18 protein-coding genes and 1 pseudogene are annotated in these 19,655 nt (G+C 61.9%); 12 read left to right on the forward strand and 7 right to left on the reverse strand.

Annotation, left to right across the window (positions count from 1 at the left end; translation table 11 throughout):
- The first annotated feature begins 173 nt into the window (after positions 1–173).
- A complete protein-coding gene (gene nhaA / locus P8X48_05555) occupies positions 174–1,547 on the forward strand; it encodes a Na+/H+ antiporter NhaA (protein MEJ2106782.1) in 1,374 nt (457 codons plus the stop codon).
- 20 nt (positions 1,548–1,567) lie between these two features.
- Positions 1,568–1,750: a hypothetical protein gene (locus P8X48_05560; protein ID MEJ2106783.1), complete on the forward strand. Its 183-nt coding sequence runs from the start codon at positions 1,568–1,570 to the stop codon at positions 1,748–1,750.
- Here P8X48_05560 and P8X48_05565 read toward each other — a convergent pair.
- Positions 1,747–2,133 carry a hypothetical protein gene (locus tag P8X48_05565; GenBank protein MEJ2106784.1) on the reverse strand — a complete coding sequence of 129 codons (387 nt, stop codon included), beginning with the start codon at positions 2,131–2,133 and terminating at the stop codon, positions 1,747–1,749. The genes P8X48_05560 and P8X48_05565 overlap by 4 nt on opposite strands.
- A gap of 37 nt (positions 2,134–2,170) precedes the next feature.
- Positions 2,171–3,580, reverse strand: coding sequence for an MgtC/SapB family protein (locus tag P8X48_05570; protein ID MEJ2106785.1), 1,410 nt, complete (start codon positions 3,578–3,580; stop codon positions 2,171–2,173).
- Here P8X48_05570 and P8X48_05575 point away from each other — a divergent pair.
- The 7 genes from P8X48_05575 to P8X48_05605 all read left to right on the forward strand — a co-directional run bounded on the left by P8X48_05575 (position 3,548) and on the right by P8X48_05605 (position 12,519).
- Positions 3,548–5,059, forward strand: a complete 1,512-nt coding sequence (locus tag P8X48_05575) for a R3H domain-containing nucleic acid-binding protein (protein ID MEJ2106786.1) — start codon at positions 3,548–3,550, stop codon at positions 5,057–5,059. The two genes, P8X48_05570 and P8X48_05575, sit on opposite strands and share 33 nt — an antisense overlap.
- 167 nt (positions 5,060–5,226) lie before the next feature.
- Positions 5,227–6,303 carry a quinolinate synthase NadA gene (gene nadA / locus P8X48_05580; GenBank protein ID MEJ2106787.1) on the forward strand — a complete coding sequence of 359 codons (1,077 nt, stop codon included), beginning with the start codon at positions 5,227–5,229 and terminating at the stop codon, positions 6,301–6,303.
- 86 nt (positions 6,304–6,389) lie between these two features.
- Complete coding sequence (gene trxA, locus P8X48_05585; protein MEJ2106788.1) at positions 6,390–7,253, forward strand: thioredoxin; 864 nt, start codon at positions 6,390–6,392, stop codon at positions 7,251–7,253.
- Between the two features lie 88 nt (positions 7,254–7,341).
- Positions 7,342–9,555 (forward strand): GTP diphosphokinase, encoded by a 2,214-nt coding sequence (relA, locus tag P8X48_05590; GenBank protein ID MEJ2106789.1) that lies wholly within the window; start codon positions 7,342–7,344, stop codon positions 9,553–9,555.
- A gap of 132 nt (positions 9,556–9,687) precedes the next feature.
- Positions 9,688–10,602 (forward strand): decarboxylating 6-phosphogluconate dehydrogenase, encoded by a 915-nt coding sequence (gene gnd / locus P8X48_05595; protein ID MEJ2106790.1) that lies wholly within the window; start codon positions 9,688–9,690, stop codon positions 10,600–10,602.
- A 1-nt stretch (position 10,603) separates the two neighbouring features.
- Complete coding sequence (gene zwf / locus P8X48_05600; GenBank protein MEJ2106791.1) at positions 10,604–12,082, forward strand: glucose-6-phosphate dehydrogenase; 1,479 nt, start codon at positions 10,604–10,606, stop codon at positions 12,080–12,082.
- Positions 12,064–12,519, forward strand: a complete 456-nt coding sequence (locus tag P8X48_05605; protein ID MEJ2106792.1) for a 6-phosphogluconolactonase — start codon at positions 12,064–12,066, stop codon at positions 12,517–12,519. The genes zwf and P8X48_05605 overlap by 19 nt, the downstream gene beginning before the upstream one ends.
- A 3-nt stretch (positions 12,520–12,522) precedes the next feature.
- Here the strand turns inward: P8X48_05605 and P8X48_05610 are convergent, their stop codons facing one another.
- From P8X48_05610 to P8X48_05625, 4 genes and pseudogenes are all read right to left on the reverse strand, one after another.
- Complete coding sequence (locus tag P8X48_05610; protein MEJ2106793.1) at positions 12,523–13,893, reverse strand: tetratricopeptide repeat protein; 1,371 nt, start codon at positions 13,891–13,893, stop codon at positions 12,523–12,525.
- 65 nt (positions 13,894–13,958) lie between these two features.
- Positions 13,959–14,396 (reverse strand): annotated as a pseudogene (locus tag P8X48_05615) (DUF2244 domain-containing protein).
- Positions 14,397–14,471: 75 nt separating this feature from the next.
- Positions 14,472–15,662, reverse strand: coding sequence for an iron-containing alcohol dehydrogenase (locus P8X48_05620; GenBank protein ID MEJ2106794.1), 1,191 nt, complete (start codon positions 15,660–15,662; stop codon positions 14,472–14,474).
- Positions 15,662–15,961 (reverse strand): antibiotic biosynthesis monooxygenase, encoded by a 300-nt coding sequence (locus P8X48_05625; GenBank protein ID MEJ2106795.1) that lies wholly within the window; start codon positions 15,959–15,961, stop codon positions 15,662–15,664. Before P8X48_05625 ends, P8X48_05620 begins: the two co-directional genes overlap by 1 nt.
- 183 nt (positions 15,962–16,144) lie before the next feature.
- On the opposite strand from P8X48_05625, the gene P8X48_05630 reads away from it, so the two are divergent.
- The 3 genes from P8X48_05630 to P8X48_05640 all read left to right on the forward strand — a co-directional run bounded on the left by P8X48_05630 (position 16,145) and on the right by P8X48_05640 (position 18,315).
- Positions 16,145–17,410 carry a TlpA disulfide reductase family protein gene (locus tag P8X48_05630; protein MEJ2106796.1) on the forward strand — a complete coding sequence of 422 codons (1,266 nt, stop codon included), beginning with the start codon at positions 16,145–16,147 and terminating at the stop codon, positions 17,408–17,410.
- Between the two features lie 109 nt (positions 17,411–17,519).
- Positions 17,520–17,945 (forward strand): Rrf2 family transcriptional regulator, encoded by a 426-nt coding sequence (locus tag P8X48_05635; GenBank protein MEJ2106797.1) that lies wholly within the window; start codon positions 17,520–17,522, stop codon positions 17,943–17,945.
- Between the two features lie 16 nt (positions 17,946–17,961).
- A complete protein-coding gene (locus P8X48_05640) occupies positions 17,962–18,315 on the forward strand; it encodes a thioredoxin family protein (protein MEJ2106798.1) in 354 nt (117 codons plus the stop codon).
- A gap of 13 nt (positions 18,316–18,328) precedes the next feature.
- Here the strand turns inward: P8X48_05640 and P8X48_05645 are convergent, their stop codons facing one another.
- Positions 18,329–19,609: an HD-GYP domain-containing protein gene (locus tag P8X48_05645; protein MEJ2106799.1), complete on the reverse strand. Its 1,281-nt coding sequence runs from the start codon at positions 19,607–19,609 to the stop codon at positions 18,329–18,331.
- Positions 19,610–19,655: the final 46 nt, after the last annotated feature.

Here is a 19,655-nt window from a genome sequence, read left to right on the forward strand (position 1 = left end):
GAAAAATTCAGCCACTTAGGAATACAAGCTCAGCAGGAACCTGAGTTTGAGCGAAATTTTTTCCCGTGGCACCCCGAACAGATGTCATTCAGGCCATTTTTTTGCCCCGAAGACGGGAGGCGGTAGAATGCACCGACCCACCGCCGTACGTACCTCGATCAGGACCCCCTTCCATGGCCAACGATCCAACCGCGAGAGACCCTTCCGCCGACGACGTTTACGATGCACCCCTTGAGCGGGCTTTTGACCGCATCGTTACGCCATTCGAGGAGTTCATTCACAAGCAGGCCACCAGTGGCCTGCTGCTCATGGGCTCGGCACTGCTTGCATTGTTCATCGCCAACAGCCCCCTGGCTCACGGGTACGAACAGTTTCTGAATACCGTCGTCGGATTCAACGTAGGTGACTGGAGGTTCGCTCACTCCATCCACCACTGGATTAACGACGGACTGATGGCCATGTTCTTTTTCGTTGTCGGCCTGGAAATCAAGCGCGAGATTCTGGTGGGCGAACTGTCCGATCCGCGCCAGGCCGCCCTGCCCATTCTCGCCGCTCTGGGGGGGATGATTTTTCCGGCGGTCATTTTCGCCCTGTTCAACACAGGCGGTGAAGCCGCTCGCGGCTGGGGTATCCCCATGGCCACGGACATCGCCTTCGCCGTCGGCGCCCTGGTGCTCCTGGGTACCCGGATTCCCCGATCCCTGGTCACGTTCCTCGTGGCGTTGGCCATCGTGGACGACCTCGGCAGCGTGGTGGTGATCGCCCTGTTCTATACCGAGAAGATTCACCTGGGCGCCCTGGGGCTGGCGGCCCTGCTGGTGGCGGTTCTGGTACTGTTCAACCTCTTTGGCATTCGGCGGACCCTTCCCTATTTCATCGCCGGTGGTCTCTTGTGGCTGGCCATGCTGGAGTCCGGTGTCCACGCCACCATCGCCGGGGTCCTGACTGCGCTTGCCATACCCGCGCGTCCGAAATATCACCCCGGGTCCTTCACTCGCCGCGTGCGTGCGCTCATGGATCGTTTCGATGAGGCCCATGATCCAAAGACCACCATCATCACCAACGAAGGTCAGCGCGCATTGCTGCAAACCCTCGAAAACTGCGTTCACCGGGTCGAGACGCCGCTGCAGCGATTGGAACACCAACTGCACTTTCCCGTCGCCTACGGCATCATTCCCGTGTTCGCGCTGGCCAACGCAGGAATCCCGGTAGACTTCGAGTCCCTTGCCGCCACCCTGTCCCATCCTCTTACCCTGGGCGTGGTGGTGGGACTGGTCGCGGGCAAGCTGCTGGGGATTGCGGGCGTATCGTGGGTAGCGCTGCGCCTGGGCGTGGGACGACTGCCCCAGGGCACAACGTTCAGCCAGATCATTGGCGTCGCGTTGCTGGGGGGCATTGGCTTTACCATGTCCATCTTCATCGGCGAACTGGCGTTCCCCGGGCAGACCTCCTTTCTACTCATGGCCAAGAGCGGCATTTTGCTGGCATCGGTGGTCGCCGGCGTAGGCGGATTCCTGTTCCTGCGCTTTGTCGCACCCGCGCGGTGAGCCTTCCGGAGATCGGGCGCATGCCCGCCTGGGTGGTCTGGGTGGCACAGGATCCCGATGGCAGCTGGTGGGGATTCGAGGCCGAGCCCATGGCGGCGGACTATGGCTGGTACGAGAATGAGACGGGGCGCTACGCCCGTTTGGCCGCCGGTTCGATCAACCCCGACTGGCGTCACACACTTAGGCGGATTGGCAGCAACTAGGAATCCCGCCTTGGCGAGACAAAGTGTATAGGCTGGGCGCGCACGAACTCCTGGTCGAACACGAGATCAATGGAAACATCGTCGTCCTGGCGCACGATGCGTACCTGTTTCAGATCGGGAAGGCGGTCCGCGAGGAAACTGGTTGTGGCGGCCGCCAGGGCCTCGTTGTCGGTCAGGACCGCCTCTGCCAGATTCATGGCAACAAACCTGGCGCGATCGCCCGGCTGCGGCTGTTCGATGCGCTCACCGTCCAGGGTAATGCCCGAATCCATATCCTCGTCCATGCGGTCCAGAAACTCGCGCTGTTTTTCCGACAGGGGCTTGCGACGATCGTATTCGACCATGGATTCGCCGTTCAGGGAGACAACGATTCGATCACTCATACCTTCACTCTTTGATTCGCTCCCATGGTGGAGTACCTCAGGACAACAACCACAGGGTGGCGATGCCAGACCCGGCAATCGCCAACAGGGCCGGAATGACCCGTATTGCCAGTTGCCGCCCGCCCAGAAAGGCTGCCAGCGAGGCCTTGACCAGCGTATTGCTCAGGGCCGCCAGCACAATGGCGACATCGGCACCGTTTGCGCCGGTATCGCGGGCAAGGCGTGCCACGGAAAGGGTAATCGCATCCACGTCAACGGTACCGGACAGCGCCGCCAACAGATACAGACCGTGCTCGCCGAGGAAGTGACGCGCGGCTTCCGCCGCCAGCATGATGAGCGCCAGCAGCAGCCCGAACTCCAGCGCCGGCCGCAACTCCAGGGGATTGCGCAAGGGCACCGCTCCCTCGAGTCGCTCCCCACGGCTGAGATAGGCAAACCACAAGGCCGTCGCAAGCCCAACGCCCGCCATCACGACCAGGGGCCAGAGGAGCGGTGACAGCAGATCGATATTGACCACCGAGATTTCAATGAGCATACGCGGAAACATGGTTGAGCAGGCGATGACGATCCCGGCCGCCAGCAGAGACACCGGCACCGGACCCGCCGCGCGGCGGGCCAGATTGACTGTTGTCGCGGTGGAAGAGACCAGCCCGCCAAACACGCCCGTCGCCAGCATCCCGCGTTTCACGCCAAGGAGACGAACGGCTACGTAGCCGGAGAACGAGATCAGCGCGATCAATACCACCATCCACCAGATCTCGAACGGGTTCAGTGCCTGCCAGGGGCCGTATCCGCGATTCGGCAACACCGGCAGCAGTACAACCGTCATGACCAGCAACTTCAGTGCTGCCTGCAGTTCAACCTGTTCCAGTTTCCGCAGCCAGCCATGTAGCAGCGGCTTCAGACTGAGCAGCGTGGTCGTCACCACCGCGCCTCCGGCCGCCACCACCCCGTAGCCCAGCACTGCCAGGGCACCCAGGGCAAAGGTCACCAGGGCCGCCACGGATGTGGTGATTCCCACACTGCCACGGACCCGGGTGTCGGCAATATGGGCAACGATCAACAGGGCAGCAACGGACACGAAGGCCGCTCCGGTCAGGAGAGGACCCAGCTCCCGTCCCAGCAGAGCCCACAGTCCGCCGAGAAAGCCGAGCAGACCGAAGGTGCGGATTCCTGCAACCCGCGATCCGTCCGGCGCGGCGCGCTCCTGCCAGCCACGTTCGATACCGATGAGAAGGCCGATGGCGAGGGATACGCCGAGATTCAGGAATGTGTCCATGGGCGGACGGTAGCACGGATTGTGACGGGCGTTCACGCGCGGCAGTGGTATGATGATCGCAATACTTGTGCGCGCGCCGTGCACCCCCATATAGGCGACAGGACTGTCACCGGAACGGTTTCGGAAACCGACATCGTGAACGAACGCACCTTCACCGACGACCTCCATCTCCTGATCCGCAGCCTGCCCCAGAGCTTGCAGGATGCTGTGGCCGGCTTGCCCGATGCACCGCTCCTGGAGATCGTCATGGATCTGGGTCGCACACCCCAGGCGCGACTCCCCGACCAGGCCCTGAATCTCTCCGGGGAGCCCGTGACACGGGAACAGCTGGACTACGTCATCGAACGGACCGGAGACTTTGGTGCCGACAATCGCACCGGAATCGAAGGGACCCTGCACCGGATCTCCGCCATTCGCAACCGCCGCGGCGATATCGTCGGCCTGACCCTGCGCGTGGGCCGCGCCGTGTCGGGGACGATTGACCTGATCCGCGATCTGGTCGAGTCGGGAGACAGCCTCCTGCTGCTGGGCCGGCCGGGCATTGGCAAGACCACCAAGCTGCGCGAGATCGCACGCGTGCTGGCAGACGATCTGAAGAAACGTGTCGTCGTGATCGATACCTCGAACGAAATCGCCGGCGATGGTGATATCCCTCACCCCGCCATCGGCAGTGCGCGACGCATGCAGGTGGCACACCCGGCGCGCCAGCATGCAGTCATGATCGAGGCCGTGGAAAATCACATGCCGGAAGTCATCGTCATTGACGAGATCGGGACGGTCGAAGAGGCGCTGGCGGCGCGGACCATTGCCGAGCGTGGTGTTCAGTTGATCGGTACGGCCCACGGCAACACCCTGGATAACCTGGTTCAGAATCCCTCGCTTTCGGATCTGGTGGGCGGGGTACAGACCGTCACCCTGGGCGACGAAGAGGCGCGCTTTCGCGGCACACAGAAAACCATCTCCGAACGCAAGGCCCCGCCGACTTTCGATGCGGTCGTCGAAATCGTGGAACACGACGAGTTGGTGATTCACCGGAACACCGCGCGGGCCGTGGACAATCTCCTGCGCGGCCTTGATGCCGGCGGCATCCGCCGCACCCGCGAAGGCGAATCCGCTGTCGCCAGCGAATCAATGGAAGAAGGCGCACCCGAGGAGCCCCGGGAATTCGGCGCGGATGGTGGCGGCCTGGTGCGCATTTACCCCTACGCCATCAGCCGCGATTCAGTCGAACGCGTGATCCGTGCACTGCGGCTGGAGGCGCGCACCGTCAGCCGGCCGGAGCATGCAGACATCATCCTGGCCCTGCGCTCGCGCAGCGAGGATGCGCGACTGCGACGTATGTCAGCCGCGACCGGCGTCCCGATCCACTGCGTCAAGCGCAACAGCACCGCCCAGATCCGCCATCAGTTACAGAGTCTTCTTGCGCCGGCACCGGCGGCCCGCGCCGACGAGCAACCCGTGGACGAGGCCGTGGTCGAGGCCGAACAGGCCGTTCAGCGCGTTCTGCGTGAAGGCGTGGCGGTGGAACTTTCGCCACGACCACCGGCCTTGCGCCGGGCCCAGCATCGCATCGTCACTCGACATCGCCTGGTGGCCGAGAGCGTGGGCACGGAACCGGCCCGTCACCTGGTCATCTATCCCGTTTGAGTCCCCCGCGCCGGGCAAACCCTCCTTTTTTTCCCGATTTCCGGGGTCACGTAGGCGCCAGCCTGCGCTAGAATGCTTGTTTGCACCACGACTGACATCATATATATAGAGTCATCGTGCCGGCGCGCATCGCCGGGACCGGGAGGCAAGCCCGGCAGGACGTGACCATGGACACAGCACATCAGACACCGTTGCAGCTTGAGGCCCGGATTCGCAGCCTGGCGGAAAGCACACCACGACCCGCGGTCCCGGATGCGGACCGCAAGCAGCAACTCCACGCGCGCATACGTGAACTGCTGGAACAGGAAGACGCCGTCATCATTGCGCACTACTACGTGGATGCCGAACTTCAGCAACTCGCCGAGGACACGGGCGGCTGTGTGGCCGACTCCCTGGAGATGGCCTCCTTTGGCAACCGCCACCCCGCCAGGACCCTGGTGGTGGTTGGCGTGCGGTTCATGGGCGAAACCGCAAAAATCCTGAATCCCGAAAAGCGTGTACTCATGCCTGACCTGGGTGCCGAATGTTCCCTGGACCTTGGCTGTCCCGCCGATACGTTCACCCGCTTCTGCGACCAGCACCGCGACCGCACCGTGGTCGTGTACGCCAACACAAGTGCCGCGGTAAAGGCCCGGGCCGACTGGATGGTCACCTCCAGCAATGCCGTCGCCATCGTCGACGAGTTGCATCGACGGGGAGAGAAGCTGATCTGGGCCCCGGATCGCCATCTGGGACACTACGTCAAGCAACACACCGGTGCCGACATGATTCTCTGGCAGGGCTCGTGCGTGGTCCACGACGAATTTCGCGCCACCGAACTGAAACAGCTCATGGAACAACATCCCGACGCCGAGGTGCTGGTCCATCCCGAGGCGCCGGACGCGGTGGTCGCCCTCGCCGACGTGGTTGGCTCCACACGGCGACTGATTGAAGCCGGCCGCGATTCCCTTGCCAATACCCTGATCGTTGCCACCGACTACGGCCTGTTCCACAAGATGAAGCAGGCCGCCCCCGACAAGACCTTCCTGGTCGCGCCCACCGGGGGCACCAGCGGAACCTGTTCCATGTGCGCCCACTGCCCGTGGATGGCCATGAACGGCCTGGAAAATCTGGCACAGGCACTGGAAACGGGCGCCAACCAGATCGAGATCGAGGAAGAAATCCGACGCCGCGCCCTGGTGCCGATCGAACGCATGCTGGAGTTCTCCCGTAGCCACCAGATCCTGCAGACTGCGGGCGCCTGAGCCCCACCAGGCGCGGCCCCTTGAAGTCTGCTGGTCCGTCCCCAATTGTCGCTCAGGGCTGTAAACCTCACGCGTGATCGACAACCATGTCTGAACTTCCGTTCATCTTCGAAGCCGGCAATGACACATTCGACGAACAGGTACTGGCCCGTTCGCAGACCGTGCCGGTGGTCGTTGACTTCTGGGCAAGCTGGTGTGGCCCCTGCCGCGTACTCATGCCCTTGCTGGACAAACTGGCGAAGGAATACGACGGCCTGTTCGCCCTGGCGAAGGTCAACAGCGATGCCGAGCAGGAACTGGCGGCACGCTTTGGCATCCGCAGCCTGCCAACGGTCAAGGTCTTCCGCCACGGACAGGTGGTAGACGAGTTCATGGGCGCGCAGCCCGAATCAGTCGTCCGCACGCTGCTCGACCGCCATGTCGAACGCGAGTCCGACCGGATGCGGGCGCAGGCGGCCGAGTTAGCGCGCGCTGGAAACGCGAGCGGGGCGCTGGATTTGTTGCGCGCCGCGCACGAACAGGACCCGGGCCACAGCGGAGTCATCGTGGACCTCGCGCGGGCCGTCCTGGCCCAGGGGGACACTTCCGAGGCAGAACGACTGTTTAAACAACTGCCCCCTGCGGCCCAGGTAGAAGACGATGCCCAGGCACTGTCACATGAAATTCAGCATGCGCGGATCCTGGTCAACGCCCCCGACCGCGATACCCTCAAGAAAATCGTGGATGAACGGCCGGGGGACCTGGAGGCACGCCATCAACTCGGGTTGCGCAATGTACAGGAAGGCCGCTATGACGAAGCCCTGGAGCAATTCCTGGAAATCATGACCCGCGACCGCAAATTCGGTGACGACCTGGGTCGGCGCAGCATGCTCGAGGTATTCCAGATCCTCGGACCCACGGACGAACGCGTGGCCCGCTACCGCCCGCGTATGGCCGCCGCCCTGTATTGACCCGGTATTCGTCTGTTTTTTCTTTATTCTTTTCGCGAACGGCCCCATACTTTAGTTAAGGTCATACACGAAGAGGCAGACGTAAGCGATGATGGGCGCTGATATTCGCAGCCCGCAAATCCCCGTCGGCAGCCCCGGCGACGTCACCGCTTGGCTCGAATCCCTCCAATCCGACCGCCCCGATACCGAGTTCGACCTGATTCGCCGTGCCGCTGAATTCGCGCAGCAGGCCCATCGCGGACAGACCCGTGCCTCCGGCGAACCCTACGTTACGCACTCCCTGGCAGTAGCCGACATCCTGGCCTCACTGCGCCTGGACCATGAATCCATCGTCGCGGCCATCCTTCACGACGTGGTGGAAGACACGCCAGTCACGTTGGAGGACATCGAACAGCAGTTCGGGGATGGCGTGGCCAGCCTCGTCGACGGCGTCACCAAGATGAAGATGATCCACGGCATGCGCGACGCCCCCGAATCCGAGCGCCGTGAACACGCCCATGCCGAAAGCCTGCGCAAGATGTTGCTGGCCATGGCCGAGGACGTGCGTGTGGTTCTCATCAAACTGGCCGATCGCCTGCATAACATGCGCACCCTGGGGTCACTCCCGCCCGACAAGCAACAACGTATTGCGCGCGAGACCATGGAGATCTACGCGCCCCTGGCCAATCGACTCGGCATCTGGCAGATCAAGTGGGAACTGGAGGATCTCTCCTTCCGTTATCTGCAACCCCAGACCTATCGTCAGATCGCCACCTTTCTCGCGGAACGGCGTGACGACCGCGTGGGATACATCGACCGCTTCGTCGACCGCCTCCAGCATGAACTGGACCGCGCCGAGATCCAGGCCGAGGTCTCGGGCAGGGCCAAGCATATCTATGGCATCTGGAAGAAGATGCAGCGCAAGCGTCAGGACTTCCACCAAATCCATGACGTCCATGCCGTGCGCGTGTTCGTCGACCGGATCCGTGACTGCTATGCCGCACTCGGCATCGTGCACTCACTGTGGCAGTACCTGCCCGGCGAATTCGACGACTACATCGCTACGCCCAAGGAAAACAACTACCGCTCCATCCACACCGCGGTCATTGGCCCCCAGGGCAAGATCGTGGAGGTACAGATTCGTACGCACGAGATGCACCGGGAATCGGAATACGGGGTCGCGGCACACTGGCGCTACAAGGAAGGAACGCGGACCGATGCCGACTTCGACAGTAAGATCGCGTGGCTGCGGCAATTGCTGGAATGGAAGGATGAAGTCGCCGAGGCCAGCGATTTCGTGGACCAGTTCAAATCCGCGGTATTCTCCGACCGTGTGTACGTCTTTACACCCCGTGGAAACGTGGTCGATCTGCCGCGCGGCTCGACCCCCCTGGACTTCGCCTACCATATCCACACTGAAGTAGGACACCGCTGTCGTGGAGCCAAGGTAAACGGGCATATTGTCCCCCTGACCTATGCACTGAACACCGGCGAACAGGTGGAGATTCTCACGGTGCGCAAGGGCGAACCCAGCCGCGACTGGTTGAACCCCCATCTGGCCTACCTCAAGACCAGCAAGGCGCGCGCGCAGGTTCAGCGCTGGTTCCGCCTCCAGAACCACGACCATCACGTCAGCGATGGGCGCGCCATCCTGGAGCGCGAATTGAAGCGACTCGGGTTTACCGACATCAACTACGAAAAACTCGCACAACGCTTCGGTCATTCGAAACAGGATGAGTTTCTGGCCGCCATCGGCCGCGGCGACGTACGACCGGCCAAACTCGTGGGCGCGGCGCAGGACATGAGCGAGGTGCGCACACGGGAGCAATCCAGCGAGCCCCTGTTGCGCGCACCGCAATCACGCAGACTGCCCACGGGCGTTAGTGTCAATGGTGTTGGAGATCTCCTGACTCGCTTCGCCGGATGCTGCAAGCCACTGCCCGGGGATCCCATCGTCGGATTCATTACCCGCGGTGCCGGAATCAGCATCCATCGACAGGATTGCCACAACGCCTTGCGTGCGGTTGCCGAATCCCCCGAGCGTCTGATCGAGGTCGATTGGGGAAGTGATGCATCCGGGACATATCCGGTTGATGTGGCCATTCAGGCATTTGATCGCCGCGGCCTGTTGCGCGACATCACCACCCTGCTCGCCAACGAGGGTGTCAATGTGACGGCAGTGAATACGCTGTCACACCAGGAATCCCACACCGCCGACATGATTCTCACGGTTGAGATCCCGGATATCGATGCCCTGAGCCGCATCGTTGCGCGCATCGGCCAGCTCCCCAACGTTACCGACGTCCGTCGGAAGACGCGTTAATCCATTTCGACCGGCCTACGACGCGACGGGCGCGAACGACCGCGCCAACTCGCGGTCTCATCGGTATACTGAAGTCTGCGGGTCCAGGCGGCCGGCCCACGCCGGCGGCAAGAACAACAAGGAGCGCCAGCTATGAAACTGGGAATGATCGGTCTGGGTCGGATGGGTGCCAATATGGCGCGGCGACTGCGGCGCGGAGGGATCGAGGTCATCGCCTACAACCGCCATGCGCAAGTGGCCCGGGACCTGGCGACGGAAACCGGGCTCACAGCGGCGGACACACTCAAGGATCTGATCGCCGGGCTCGATAGACCGCGCGTCGTGTGGCTCATGCTCCCGGCGGGGGATCCCACGGAGGAACACATCGGGCAACTCATTCCCCTGTTGGACAAGAACGATATCGTCGTTGATGGCGCCAACTCCTGGTACAAGGATTCGATGCGTCGGGCCTCGGTCCTTGCTGTGCACGGAATCCACTACGTGGACGCGGGTGTCTCTGGCGGTGTCTGGGGGCTGGAAAACGGATATGCCCTGATGGTGGGAGGCCCAGATGACGCGGTCGCCGCGGTCGAACCCGCGCTGCGGGTACTCGCCCCGACAACAGACACGGGTTGGGGGCATGTCGGGCCCGCGGGCAGCGGGCACTTCGTGAAAATGGTTCACAATGGAATCGAGTACGGCATGATGCAGGCGCTGGCAGAGGGACTGGCGCTGATGAAGGCACGCGACGATTTTGCCCTGGACCTGGCGCAGATCAGCGAACTGTGGCGTTATGGCAGCGTTGTACGCAGTTGGCTGCTGGACCTGACCGCGGAATTCCTTGCCGCGGACCAGGAGCTGGACGCGATCGAGCCCTTTGTAGCCGACTCCGGCGAGGGGCGCTGGACCGCGCTGGAAGCCATCGAACAAGGCATACCGGCACCGGTCATGAGCCTGTCGCTGATGATGCGCTTCTCCAGCCAGGGAAAGAGCGACTACCCGGCAAGACTTCTGGCCATGATGCGCAAGGGCTTCGGCGGGCATGCGGTAAAAAAGGAGGAGGCCTGACATGGCGGTCACGATTGGTCCCTGCTATTTCGTCATTTTCGGTGCCACCGGAAATCTGTCGACGGAAAAGCTGTTGCCGGCACTGTATCACCTGGAGGTCGCTGACCGCCTGAACGATGAATTGCGCTTCGTCGCCTTCGCCCGCCGCGAGTGGACCCAGGATGACTGGTTATCCCACATGAAGCTTGCGGTAGAACAAAATTCGGGTGACAGATTCGATACCGCGGCCTATGAGAAGTTCGCGGCGCGCTTCGATTATGTCAAGGGCGATCTGCGTGACCCCCAGGCATACAAGGCCATCATGGAGGTGGTCAGCCGGCCGCGCATGGGTACCTGTGAGAACATCGTCTTCTACCTCGCCATCCGCCCGACGGAATTCACGGAAGTCGTCACCCAGCTCCATCATGCCGGATTCAGTGGACCCTATGCGCGCCATCGCATTGTCGTGGAAAAGCCATTTGGCGAAGACCTGGAGAGCGCGAAGACCCTGAACAACCAGCTGCATCAGTACTTCAGCGAGGAACAGATCTTCCGCATCGATCACTATCTGGGAAAGGAAACCGTGCAGAACCTGCTCGTTTTTCGCTTTGCCAATACCCTGATCGAACCGATCTGGAACCGCAACTACATCGATCATGTGCAGATCACCGTCGCCGAAGACAAGGGCATCGGCAATCGCGCGGGATACTTCGATACGGCTGGCACCCTTCGCGACATGTTGCAGAACCACCTGATGCAGCTGCTGACCGTAGTCGCCATGGAGCCTCCCGCGACCCTGGACGCCGATGCGCTGCGCGACGAAAAGGTGAAGGTGATGCGTTCCATCCGGCCCATCCCGAAGCGATCCGTCAGCAACTATGCCTTCCGGGCGCAGTACTCGGCCGGGGCGATCGATGGTGAGGCGGTACCCGGTTATGCACAGGAATCCGGCGTTGCCCCAGGCTCCACCACCGAAACCTTTGTCGCCTCCAAGTTCTATGTCGACAACTGGCGCTGGCGCGGGGTGCCCTTCTACCTGCGCACCGGCAAGCGACTCAAGGAAGAGCTGTCCGCCATCAGCATCCGCTTTCGTCTTCCGCCACAGCAGTTGTTTCGGGAAACGCCATTGGAGCACGCCGTTGCCAACTGGATCGTGCTATCCATACAGCCCAATGAATGCATGCACATCGAAGTGCACGCAAAACAACCCGGGTTGGGTATGAATACCCGCGTCGTGAAATTGAATGCCTCCTACCGCGATCCCGACGAGATTCCGCTGGAAGCCTACGAGACCTTGTTGCTGGATGTGATCGAGGGCGACCGCAGCCTGTTCATTCGCTTCGATGAAGTGGAATGGGCCTGGAGGATCGTCGATCCCATTCTCCAGCACTGGTCTCACGAGACGCAGTTCATCCATACCTACCCGGCCGGTAGCTGGGGTCCGGAAGAAACCACTCGCCTGTTTGACGCCGAGGACCAGGCATGGCGCAACGACATCTAGGCACACCGCCCCAGACGCGGCGCTGGTACGTGTATGCGGATAGCGATGCCCTGACGCGTACGCTGTCGAGGACCCTGCTGGATTCCGCCGCCGAGGCGGTCGCCCAACGCGGCGCCTTTCACCTGGTACTGGCCGGGGGCAGTACCCCGCGGACCCTGTACCGCCTGCTCGCGCAGGCCGATGCGGACTGGCACGCCTGGCACATCTACTTCGCGGTGCACGACGCGCCCAAGCCACCACCCGAACGAATCAGCCTGAGCGCGTCACGCCTGGGGCGGGCACGGCAGGTCTGGTTCCTGGTGACCGGTGCAGGAAAGCGGGAGGCGATGGAACGCTGGCGTGAGGGGGAAGACATTCCCGCGGCGCATATCCGCCCCATGGCGGGGGTCGAGATTCACATGGACAGCGAGGCGGCACCGTCGGAAGGGATGGCCTGAGCGCTACTGTACGCCCAGACGTTCGGTCCAGTTCCCCTGGGGTAGCTGCTCCGCCTCGTCGCGAATGATCCTGGCTTCGTCCTCGCGCCCCAGCGCAAGCAGCGCCTCGGACTTGAGCAGCAGGGAATTGCGATTCTCCGGATCCAGCGCCAATGCCCCTTCCACCCAGGTGAGCGACTCTTTTGGGTTTCCTTTCAGATAATAGGTCGTGGCCAGATTATGATAGGCCTTGGCATAGCTGGCATCGTGGCGGATAGCCTTGCGAAAGTGTTGCATGGCCAGCGCGTATTCGTGGTCCCGCGCAAACAATACGCCAAGGTCGTCGTGGGCTTCTGAATTCCCGGGATCCAGCTCGATCGCCCTCTCCAGATCGCGCCGGGCTTGCTTCAGATCCCCGTTCCACACCCTGCGGATTCCGCGCTTTGTAAGACCGACGGAACTCTCAGGATTGCGTTGCACGAATACTGTCAGATCGGCGATCGCCCGATCCAGTTTGCCCGCCCGTCCCAGGGCCATGCCGCGCCCAAACCAGGCCTGATCCAGTTTCGGGTTCAGACGGATCGCCCGGTCGTAGTCGACCACGGCACGGTCAAACTCATGTTGCGCGAACAGGAGATCACCGCGGCGGATATACAACTTGCCATTCCGGGGCTCGCGCTTCAGCTGAGCATTGAGCTTTGCCAGCTGTTGACCGGGATCGAGATCGCTCCGGGACGATCGTTGCCTTGCAGGCAACTCTGAACGTGGGTCCAGCCACTTGCCCGCCACCGATGGAAGGCCGCTGAAGCACGCGAGATAGACGCCGCTCATGTCCATCTGGTTTGTCGGTATCTCGTAATCTTCCAGAGACATGCTCACCGCCTTGCCAGAATAGCTCCCCTCGCACTTCTCGAAGATTATTTCTCCTGATGCGTCGAACTGGCGGAAGGCATGCAGCTTGCCGTTATAGACATGAAGATCGATCAGGGTCTGGTAGGGGGCATTGTGAAAACGCGGAAGCCAGGCCGCCGTGTAGTCACGAATCACCCGACCCTTGGCATCGTAGAAATTCTCTTCAATGGTATGAAGGATGTCCGGCTTTGCCTTGTTCCGCCGGATGCGGGCCAGCAGGCGCCCGCTCTCGCGGTCGAAATAGCTGGTCTCCACATAGTGAAACCCCTTGCTGAAATCTCCGCCGTATCCGCCCTCCTTCGTCTCGGTGCGGATTTGCCTGCCGGCCATCCGCTCCCGGTGCACCTCGTATAGCCTGGCAGCGAAACGGTTCCATTGATCGACCCGTGTCCGGTCTTCATGGACCGTGGCCTGATCCTCCGCGGCTCCGGCGACGGAAACCACCGCAAAAAACAGTATCAACGCAGTCCAGCGAATCCCCATCATTCCCTCCTGTGGCCGTTTGGCTTGTTGTTATCTCATGACTCTGGACGGGTTCGGACGCAGATTTAATCCCCTGGCTGCTGGAGGGCCGCCCTCAGGTGTCGCGCGAAATCCACTCGCTCTTCGGCACTGAGATCCGCGGCGATCTCCAGCCTTACCCCATGGGATCCCAGGAGTACGTGAGGCGGGCGCAAGGGATGGGGATCAGGCTCCACGGTCACACGCGTCCAATAGCGCTGGAAATTCTGAATTGATTCCCGACCGCCAAAGCGACGTATAAGCGTAACCAGGTCCCCTTCCACGACGATGTATTCGTGATCGTCTTAGTGCCGGTAAAACCACAAGAACACCCCGCCAAACAGCAGTGCCTCCAGACCGGCAAAGGGAAAGATTAACCACGCGCCCATCAGGGTAAAGGCGCCGGCGATGGTGAGCAGCACGGCTGTGATGGAAAAGAACGCCACCAGCATGCCTTCCCGACTCAGAGAACGATTGGGCCGCACGACAAACTGTGTCGCCGGTCGATTTGCTATATCACCATACTCTTCGTGTCTCACCGGAAGTCACTCAATCGCTGGCTAGAGCCGTGGCTCCAGTACACTCCGGATCTCGGCATCGGTCAACACGACCGGGTTTGTCTTCATGCTGCTGCCGCGCGAATGGGCAACGATGCGGTCCAGATCCGCGGGATCGATCCCGTAACCGGAAAGTCGCGGAAGCTCGAGACGGTCGGTCCACTGTTCCAGCAAGGTCACGAGCGCGGTCCACCCGTCTTCCGCAGATGCAAAATCCCGCTCGCACAGAACTGCCGCCACCCGCCCATAGGATCTGAGGCCGACATTGTCGGGCTCGCGCTCGCGCATGACGGCGATGTTCACCTCCGTCGCACGCGCGACCAGTGTGCCACAGGCAACGCCATGGGGTATCGGGTAGAAAGCACCGAGGGGGGAAGCCAGTCCATGAACGGAGCCCAGGCCAACATGGGCCAGGGTTATGCCGGAGACCAGGGCAGCATAGGCCATTCGTTCGCGCGCGAGGGACGGGTCCCCGGTCCCCTCGTACAGAGGAAGCAGCCCGTCCCGCGCGGCCTTCAAGCCCTCGAAGGCAAGGGAGTCCGTAAACACATTCGCCCTTGTAGATACACAGGACTCGATCAACTGGGTCAGGGCGTCCATACCATTGGCTGCAATCACGGTACGGGGGCAACTGGCCAGCAGGTCCGGATCCACCACCGCATACTGCGCAACCAGTTGTTCGTCACGGAAGGACTTCTTGTACCCACCTTCGCCACGAACACTCAGCACCGCGTTTCGCGTCGCCTCACTGCCTGTCCCCGCCGTGGTGGGAACCGCGATCAAGGGCACGGCCGGACCGGTATAGGGAAGTTCCGGCCCTACCCCTTCCAGGTAGTCCGATACCGGGCGACCCACGCGCAACAGGCCAGCGATGGCCTTGCCCGCATCCAGCGCGCTGCCGCCGCCAATGGCGAGCACAACATCGATCGCGCGCGACCCGTACTCGCGGACGGCATCGTCCACAAGCTGTGGCGACGGCTCACCATCCACGCGGACGTGCTCTACGGTTCCGCCATGTTCACGCAGGGCCGAGTCCAGCGAGCGGAATCGTTCCGAATCGGGAAAGGAGCGTGCGCCGGTGACCAGAAGGACCCTTGTCCCGTAGGCCGACACCAGTTCGGGAATCCGGGCAAAAACCCCGGTCCCAAACTCGATCCGGGGAATGCGGCCGACGGAAAAGCTGCCCATCGCCATCAGGATTTTTCCGGAAACAATCCATTGTAAATCACGCCTTCACGGGGAGCGGCCATCCAGGGCGCGACGGCGTCCCGCCAGCGACGATAGTGATCCGTCTCCTCGTGCGCCGCCGCATCTTCCGCGCTGCGATAGAGTTCATACAGGACGAAGCGCGTGGGATCCTCGGGATGTTGCAGCACGTCGAAGCGGATGTTCCCCGGCTCCTGCAGCGAGGCCTTGTGATTGGCGTGGGTGGCGGCGATGAATACGTCCAGACATTCGGGCTTAACCTGGACACGGACAATGGCGGCGTGCATACGGCTTTCTCGCTGAATGGCTCCGGGGCAATTCTACCGGCCCGGGCGCCCTGTGTCAGAACAAGTCCATCTGCGCCCGGCCGGGTATGCGGCTACCCCAGACCGGTGTTTTCGGTCCACCCATAGATCGCGACGACTGCTTCGGTTACGCTTGTCCATCGACGACCCGCACCACGCACTACCGTGACGACCCGCTTTCTCTTTCTTGTCCTGACACTCCTTGTCGTGCTGCCCGCCGCCGCTTCGGCCAGTGACGCCTTTACCGTGCGCGGTACCGCCGGCGACGACATCCCCGTCGAACGACACACGGCCCCGGGAGACGTTGCCATTATCTGGACCCCTTCCCGCTTCGGCGTACAGCCGCCACAGGGGGAAACAGCGGACCAACTGGCCGCGCGGGGTATCGAGGTCTGGATCGCGGATCTGCAAAGCGCGTACTTCGTTTCCACCAACCGCAGCAGCGTGGACCACTTTCGCCCGGCCGACATCGCCCTGTTGGTCGATCGTGCACGCAAGGAGGGCAAGACGCGCGTATTCCTGATGAGCACCGGGCTGGGTGCCCGGCCCGTGCTGCGCGCCGCGCGATACTGGCAGCAGCACCACAAGGGCAAGTCCGACCTGCGGGGCATCATTCTGTTTCATCCCGGCCTGTACGCGGCGCGGCCCCAACCCGGCCACGACGCGCAGTACCTGCCTGTGGTGCACGAAACCAACCTCCCTGTCTACATTCTGCAACCGACACTGTCGACCAGCAGTCGCCGGATGCCGGAACTGCGCGCTGCCCTGACGGCGGCGGGGAGCTCCGTGTTCGTCCAGTACTTCAAAGGGGCAGTTGACGGTTTTCAACTGCGGCCACCCGAACTCATGACCCCGGCCAGTTACCGCGCCCGGGCGGCCCTGCCCGCTGCGCTCGACCGCGCGGTCAGAACCCTGGGGGACCTTGCCCCCGTTACCCACGCGGCCCCGGTTTACCGGACCACGGAAGCCGCGCGCGCGAGCGCGCCCCTGGGCCTTCAGGACGCAAAACTGGCGCACATTCCGCCCCTCGCCCTGCACGATTTGCAGGGAAAGATCCGGCGTCTGGCCCACTACCGGGGCAAGGTGGTGCTGGTGAATTTCTGGGCCAGTTGGTGTCCGCCATGTGTACACGAAATGCCGTCCATGGAAAGGCTGTACCAGAAGCTCAAGAATCACTCCTTCGAGATCCTCGCGATCAATGTCGGCGAATCCGCGACCACCGTACGGAAATTCATTCGCCGGAACGGCTATCATTTTCCCGTACTGCTGGACCCGAACGGCAAGGCCTACAGCGCCTGGAAGGTATATGTCTTTCCGACCACATACATTGTGGACCGCGACGGGTCCATCCGCTACGCAAGCGTCGGCGGCGTGCAATGGGACGACCCCCTGGTCGCGGGAACCGTGCGCAAGCTGATCAAGGCGCATTGAGCAAATCCGTCTGCGACGTCCGGCGGGAGGGATGTGTAACCTGCGGGCTACGGAGTCGTTATATACTTGGGTCCGATGATCGGCTTGCCGGCCGAAGGAATGAATCAGCATGCAACTCACCCGCCATACCGACTATTCCCTGCGCATCCTGATATATCTCGCGGTACACGAAGGGGAACGCGTTACCCTCACCGAAATCGCTGATGCGTTCGGCATTTCCCTGAATCACTTGAACAAGGTCCTTCATGGATTGACCGGTTTGGGTGCGGTTAAGACCTTTCGTGGAAAACACGGCGGAATTACGCTCGCCCAGGATCCGGAAAAGATTCGCGTCGGGCACGTGGTCCGGCACATGGAAAGCACCCTGCAGATAATCGATTGCATGTCGCCTCACTGTCCCATCCTGCCGGCATGCGAGCTTCGCGGTGTCCTGAATGATGCGCGCGACGCGTTCCTTCAGGTGCTGGATGGCTATACCCTGGCCGAGCTGGTTGGCCAGAAACAGGCCAAACTGCAACAGCTTCTTCACGCCTGAGGCCGCACATCTGGTCATGAATTCGCACACGCCGAACACCGACAGTTTCGATGTTGATCTCGACTCCTTCGATGAACTCGTGTTGGGGGAGTCACGAAAGCGGCCGCTGCTTCTCGACCTTTGGGCCGCGTGGTGTGCGCCCTGTCTCGTGATCGCGCCCGTACTGGAAAAGATCGTGACGGAACGGGGTGGCGAGATCGCTCTCGCCCGGGTGGAAGTCGATCGCGGGGACAATATGAAGCTGGCTGGCCGCTATCACGTTCGCGGCTTCCCGACCGTGATCCTGCTGCGCGACGGAGAAGAGCTGGGCCGGTTCAGCGGAGCCAGGCACCGCGCCGATATCGAGGAGTTCATCGACTCCCTGTTGTAGCGGATCTATCGCCTCAGGCAACCATCGGGAAGAAGGCCTGCGGGTCCAGGTTGTGTTCTTCCGGAGACAGGACGCGTACGATTTCGTACAACTGGCCACCCTCGGTTCGCTGCCGGGCGAGATCGACGATGCGACCGCCGGAATACACCCGGTTTTCCGCATCACTGGCCAGGACCACTCGCGGGCGCAGATGCCGCTCCCGATTGCGCGTAATGACGACGGCCCGCTCGCCGGTGTTTAGCTGCACCACGCTACCAATCGGGTAGACCCCCATGTAGCGAATGAACTGCTCCACCAGTTCCGGCTCAAAAAGCTGGCCCCGACGGTCATACATGTGCATTAGTGTCGAGTGCGCGTCAGCTCCCTGGCGCCACGGACGATCTCCGGTCACACCCTCGTAGTAATCGACGATGGCGCCGATGTGCCCAAACTGACTGATGTCATTGCCCTTCGCGCCCAGGGGATAACCGCTACCGTCGTAGCGCTCGTGGTGCCAACCGACGACCTCCAGGGCCATGGTCGGCATACCCGGTGCATACTGGCGCAAAATCCGCAAACCGTCGCCCACATGGCGTTTGATGATTTCGGCTTCTGCCGGTGACAAGTCGCTGCGCTTTTCCAGCAACTCCATCGGCACGCGAATCTTGCCGACATCGTGCAACAGGGCGCCGATACCCAGCACATTCAGCGACTCCTGTTCCAGGCCGATCTGGCGACCCAGGCCCAGGGCGAGAATGCAGACGCGCAGACTGTGGTGCGCGATGTAGTCCGATTTCTGCCGTATCAGGGAAAACAGCGCCAGCGCATCCGGATTGCGAATGATGCTGGCGGTGAAGTCGGCGCTCAGCTGGCTGATGGCGTCGATGTCGAGATCGCGACTCTCACGGACGTCATCGAGAACCTTGTCCATGAGTTCCTGTGCGTGTCGATAGGTATCGCGGACTTGATGGATCTCGTCTTCAAGCGTCGTCGTGTCGACATAGGGATCCTTGCGCAGAACGGACCGGGCCTGGGAGCGAAGCACCTCCAGCTCGATCCGGCGCTTGTCCAGGGACTCGACCTTGGCGCGGCGCGGCGGGGGCGGCGCGGCCTCGGCGACGTCGCTGCCCAGGCTGGTGTCGATGTAGACGAATTTGCAGTACTGGTGAAGCGCCTCGATCTGTTCCGCCGAGGTGATTTCAAAACCCTGAAACATGAATGGGGTTTCCAGCCACGGCCGATCCAGCTCGTAGACGAACATGCCTGCCTTGAGATCGCCAACCTCTACCTTCTTCTTCACCTGCACCTTCCCCATCCAGAATTTCTAATTGGAAACAAGAGTATAGATGCAAGAATTACAC

It is taken from the genome of Acidiferrobacteraceae bacterium (genome assembly GCA_037388825.1).
In the GTDB taxonomy this organism is placed as follows: domain Bacteria; phylum Pseudomonadota; class Gammaproteobacteria; order Acidiferrobacterales; family JAJDNE01; genus JARRJV01.

What these genes read in the sequence shown, in the direction of transcription:
- P8X48_05645 (MEJ2106799.1), bottom strand. Translation starts at nt 19,609, where the DNA reads ATGGGGAAGGTGCAGGTGAAGAAGAAGGTAGAGGTTGGCGATCTCAAG.
- nadA (MEJ2106787.1), top strand. Translation starts at nt 5,227, where the DNA reads ATGGACACAGCACATCAGACACCGTTGCAGCTTGAGGCCCGGATTCGC.
- gnd (MEJ2106790.1), top strand. Translation starts at nt 9,688, where the DNA reads ATGAAACTGGGAATGATCGGTCTGGGTCGGATGGGTGCCAATATGGCG.
- P8X48_05565 (MEJ2106784.1), bottom strand. Translation starts at nt 2,133, where the DNA reads ATGAGTGATCGAATCGTTGTCTCCCTGAACGGCGAATCCATGGTCGAA.
- relA (MEJ2106789.1), top strand. Translation starts at nt 7,342, where the DNA reads ATGATGGGCGCTGATATTCGCAGCCCGCAAATCCCCGTCGGCAGCCCC.
- zwf (MEJ2106791.1), top strand. Translation starts at nt 10,604, where the DNA reads ATGGCGGTCACGATTGGTCCCTGCTATTTCGTCATTTTCGGTGCCACC.
- P8X48_05640 (MEJ2106798.1), top strand. Translation starts at nt 17,962, where the DNA reads ATGAATTCGCACACGCCGAACACCGACAGTTTCGATGTTGATCTCGAC.
- nhaA (MEJ2106782.1), top strand. Translation starts at nt 174, where the DNA reads ATGGCCAACGATCCAACCGCGAGAGACCCTTCCGCCGACGACGTTTAC.
- trxA (MEJ2106788.1), top strand. Translation starts at nt 6,390, where the DNA reads ATGTCTGAACTTCCGTTCATCTTCGAAGCCGGCAATGACACATTCGAC.
- P8X48_05560 (MEJ2106783.1), top strand. Translation starts at nt 1,568, where the DNA reads ATGCCCGCCTGGGTGGTCTGGGTGGCACAGGATCCCGATGGCAGCTGG.
- P8X48_05625 (MEJ2106795.1), bottom strand. Translation starts at nt 15,961, where the DNA reads ATGCACGCCGCCATTGTCCGTGTCCAGGTTAAGCCCGAATGTCTGGAC.
- P8X48_05635 (MEJ2106797.1), top strand. Translation starts at nt 17,520, where the DNA reads ATGCAACTCACCCGCCATACCGACTATTCCCTGCGCATCCTGATATAT.
- P8X48_05605 (MEJ2106792.1), top strand. Translation starts at nt 12,064, where the DNA reads ATGGCGCAACGACATCTAGGCACACCGCCCCAGACGCGGCGCTGGTAC.
- P8X48_05570 (MEJ2106785.1), bottom strand. Translation starts at nt 3,580, where the DNA reads ATGGAGGTCGTCGGTGAAGGTGCGTTCGTTCACGATGTCGGTTTCCGA.
- P8X48_05620 (MEJ2106794.1), bottom strand. Translation starts at nt 15,662, where the DNA reads ATGGCGATGGGCAGCTTTTCCGTCGGCCGCATTCCCCGGATCGAGTTT.
- P8X48_05610 (MEJ2106793.1), bottom strand. Translation starts at nt 13,893, where the DNA reads ATGGGGATTCGCTGGACTGCGTTGATACTGTTTTTTGCGGTGGTTTCC.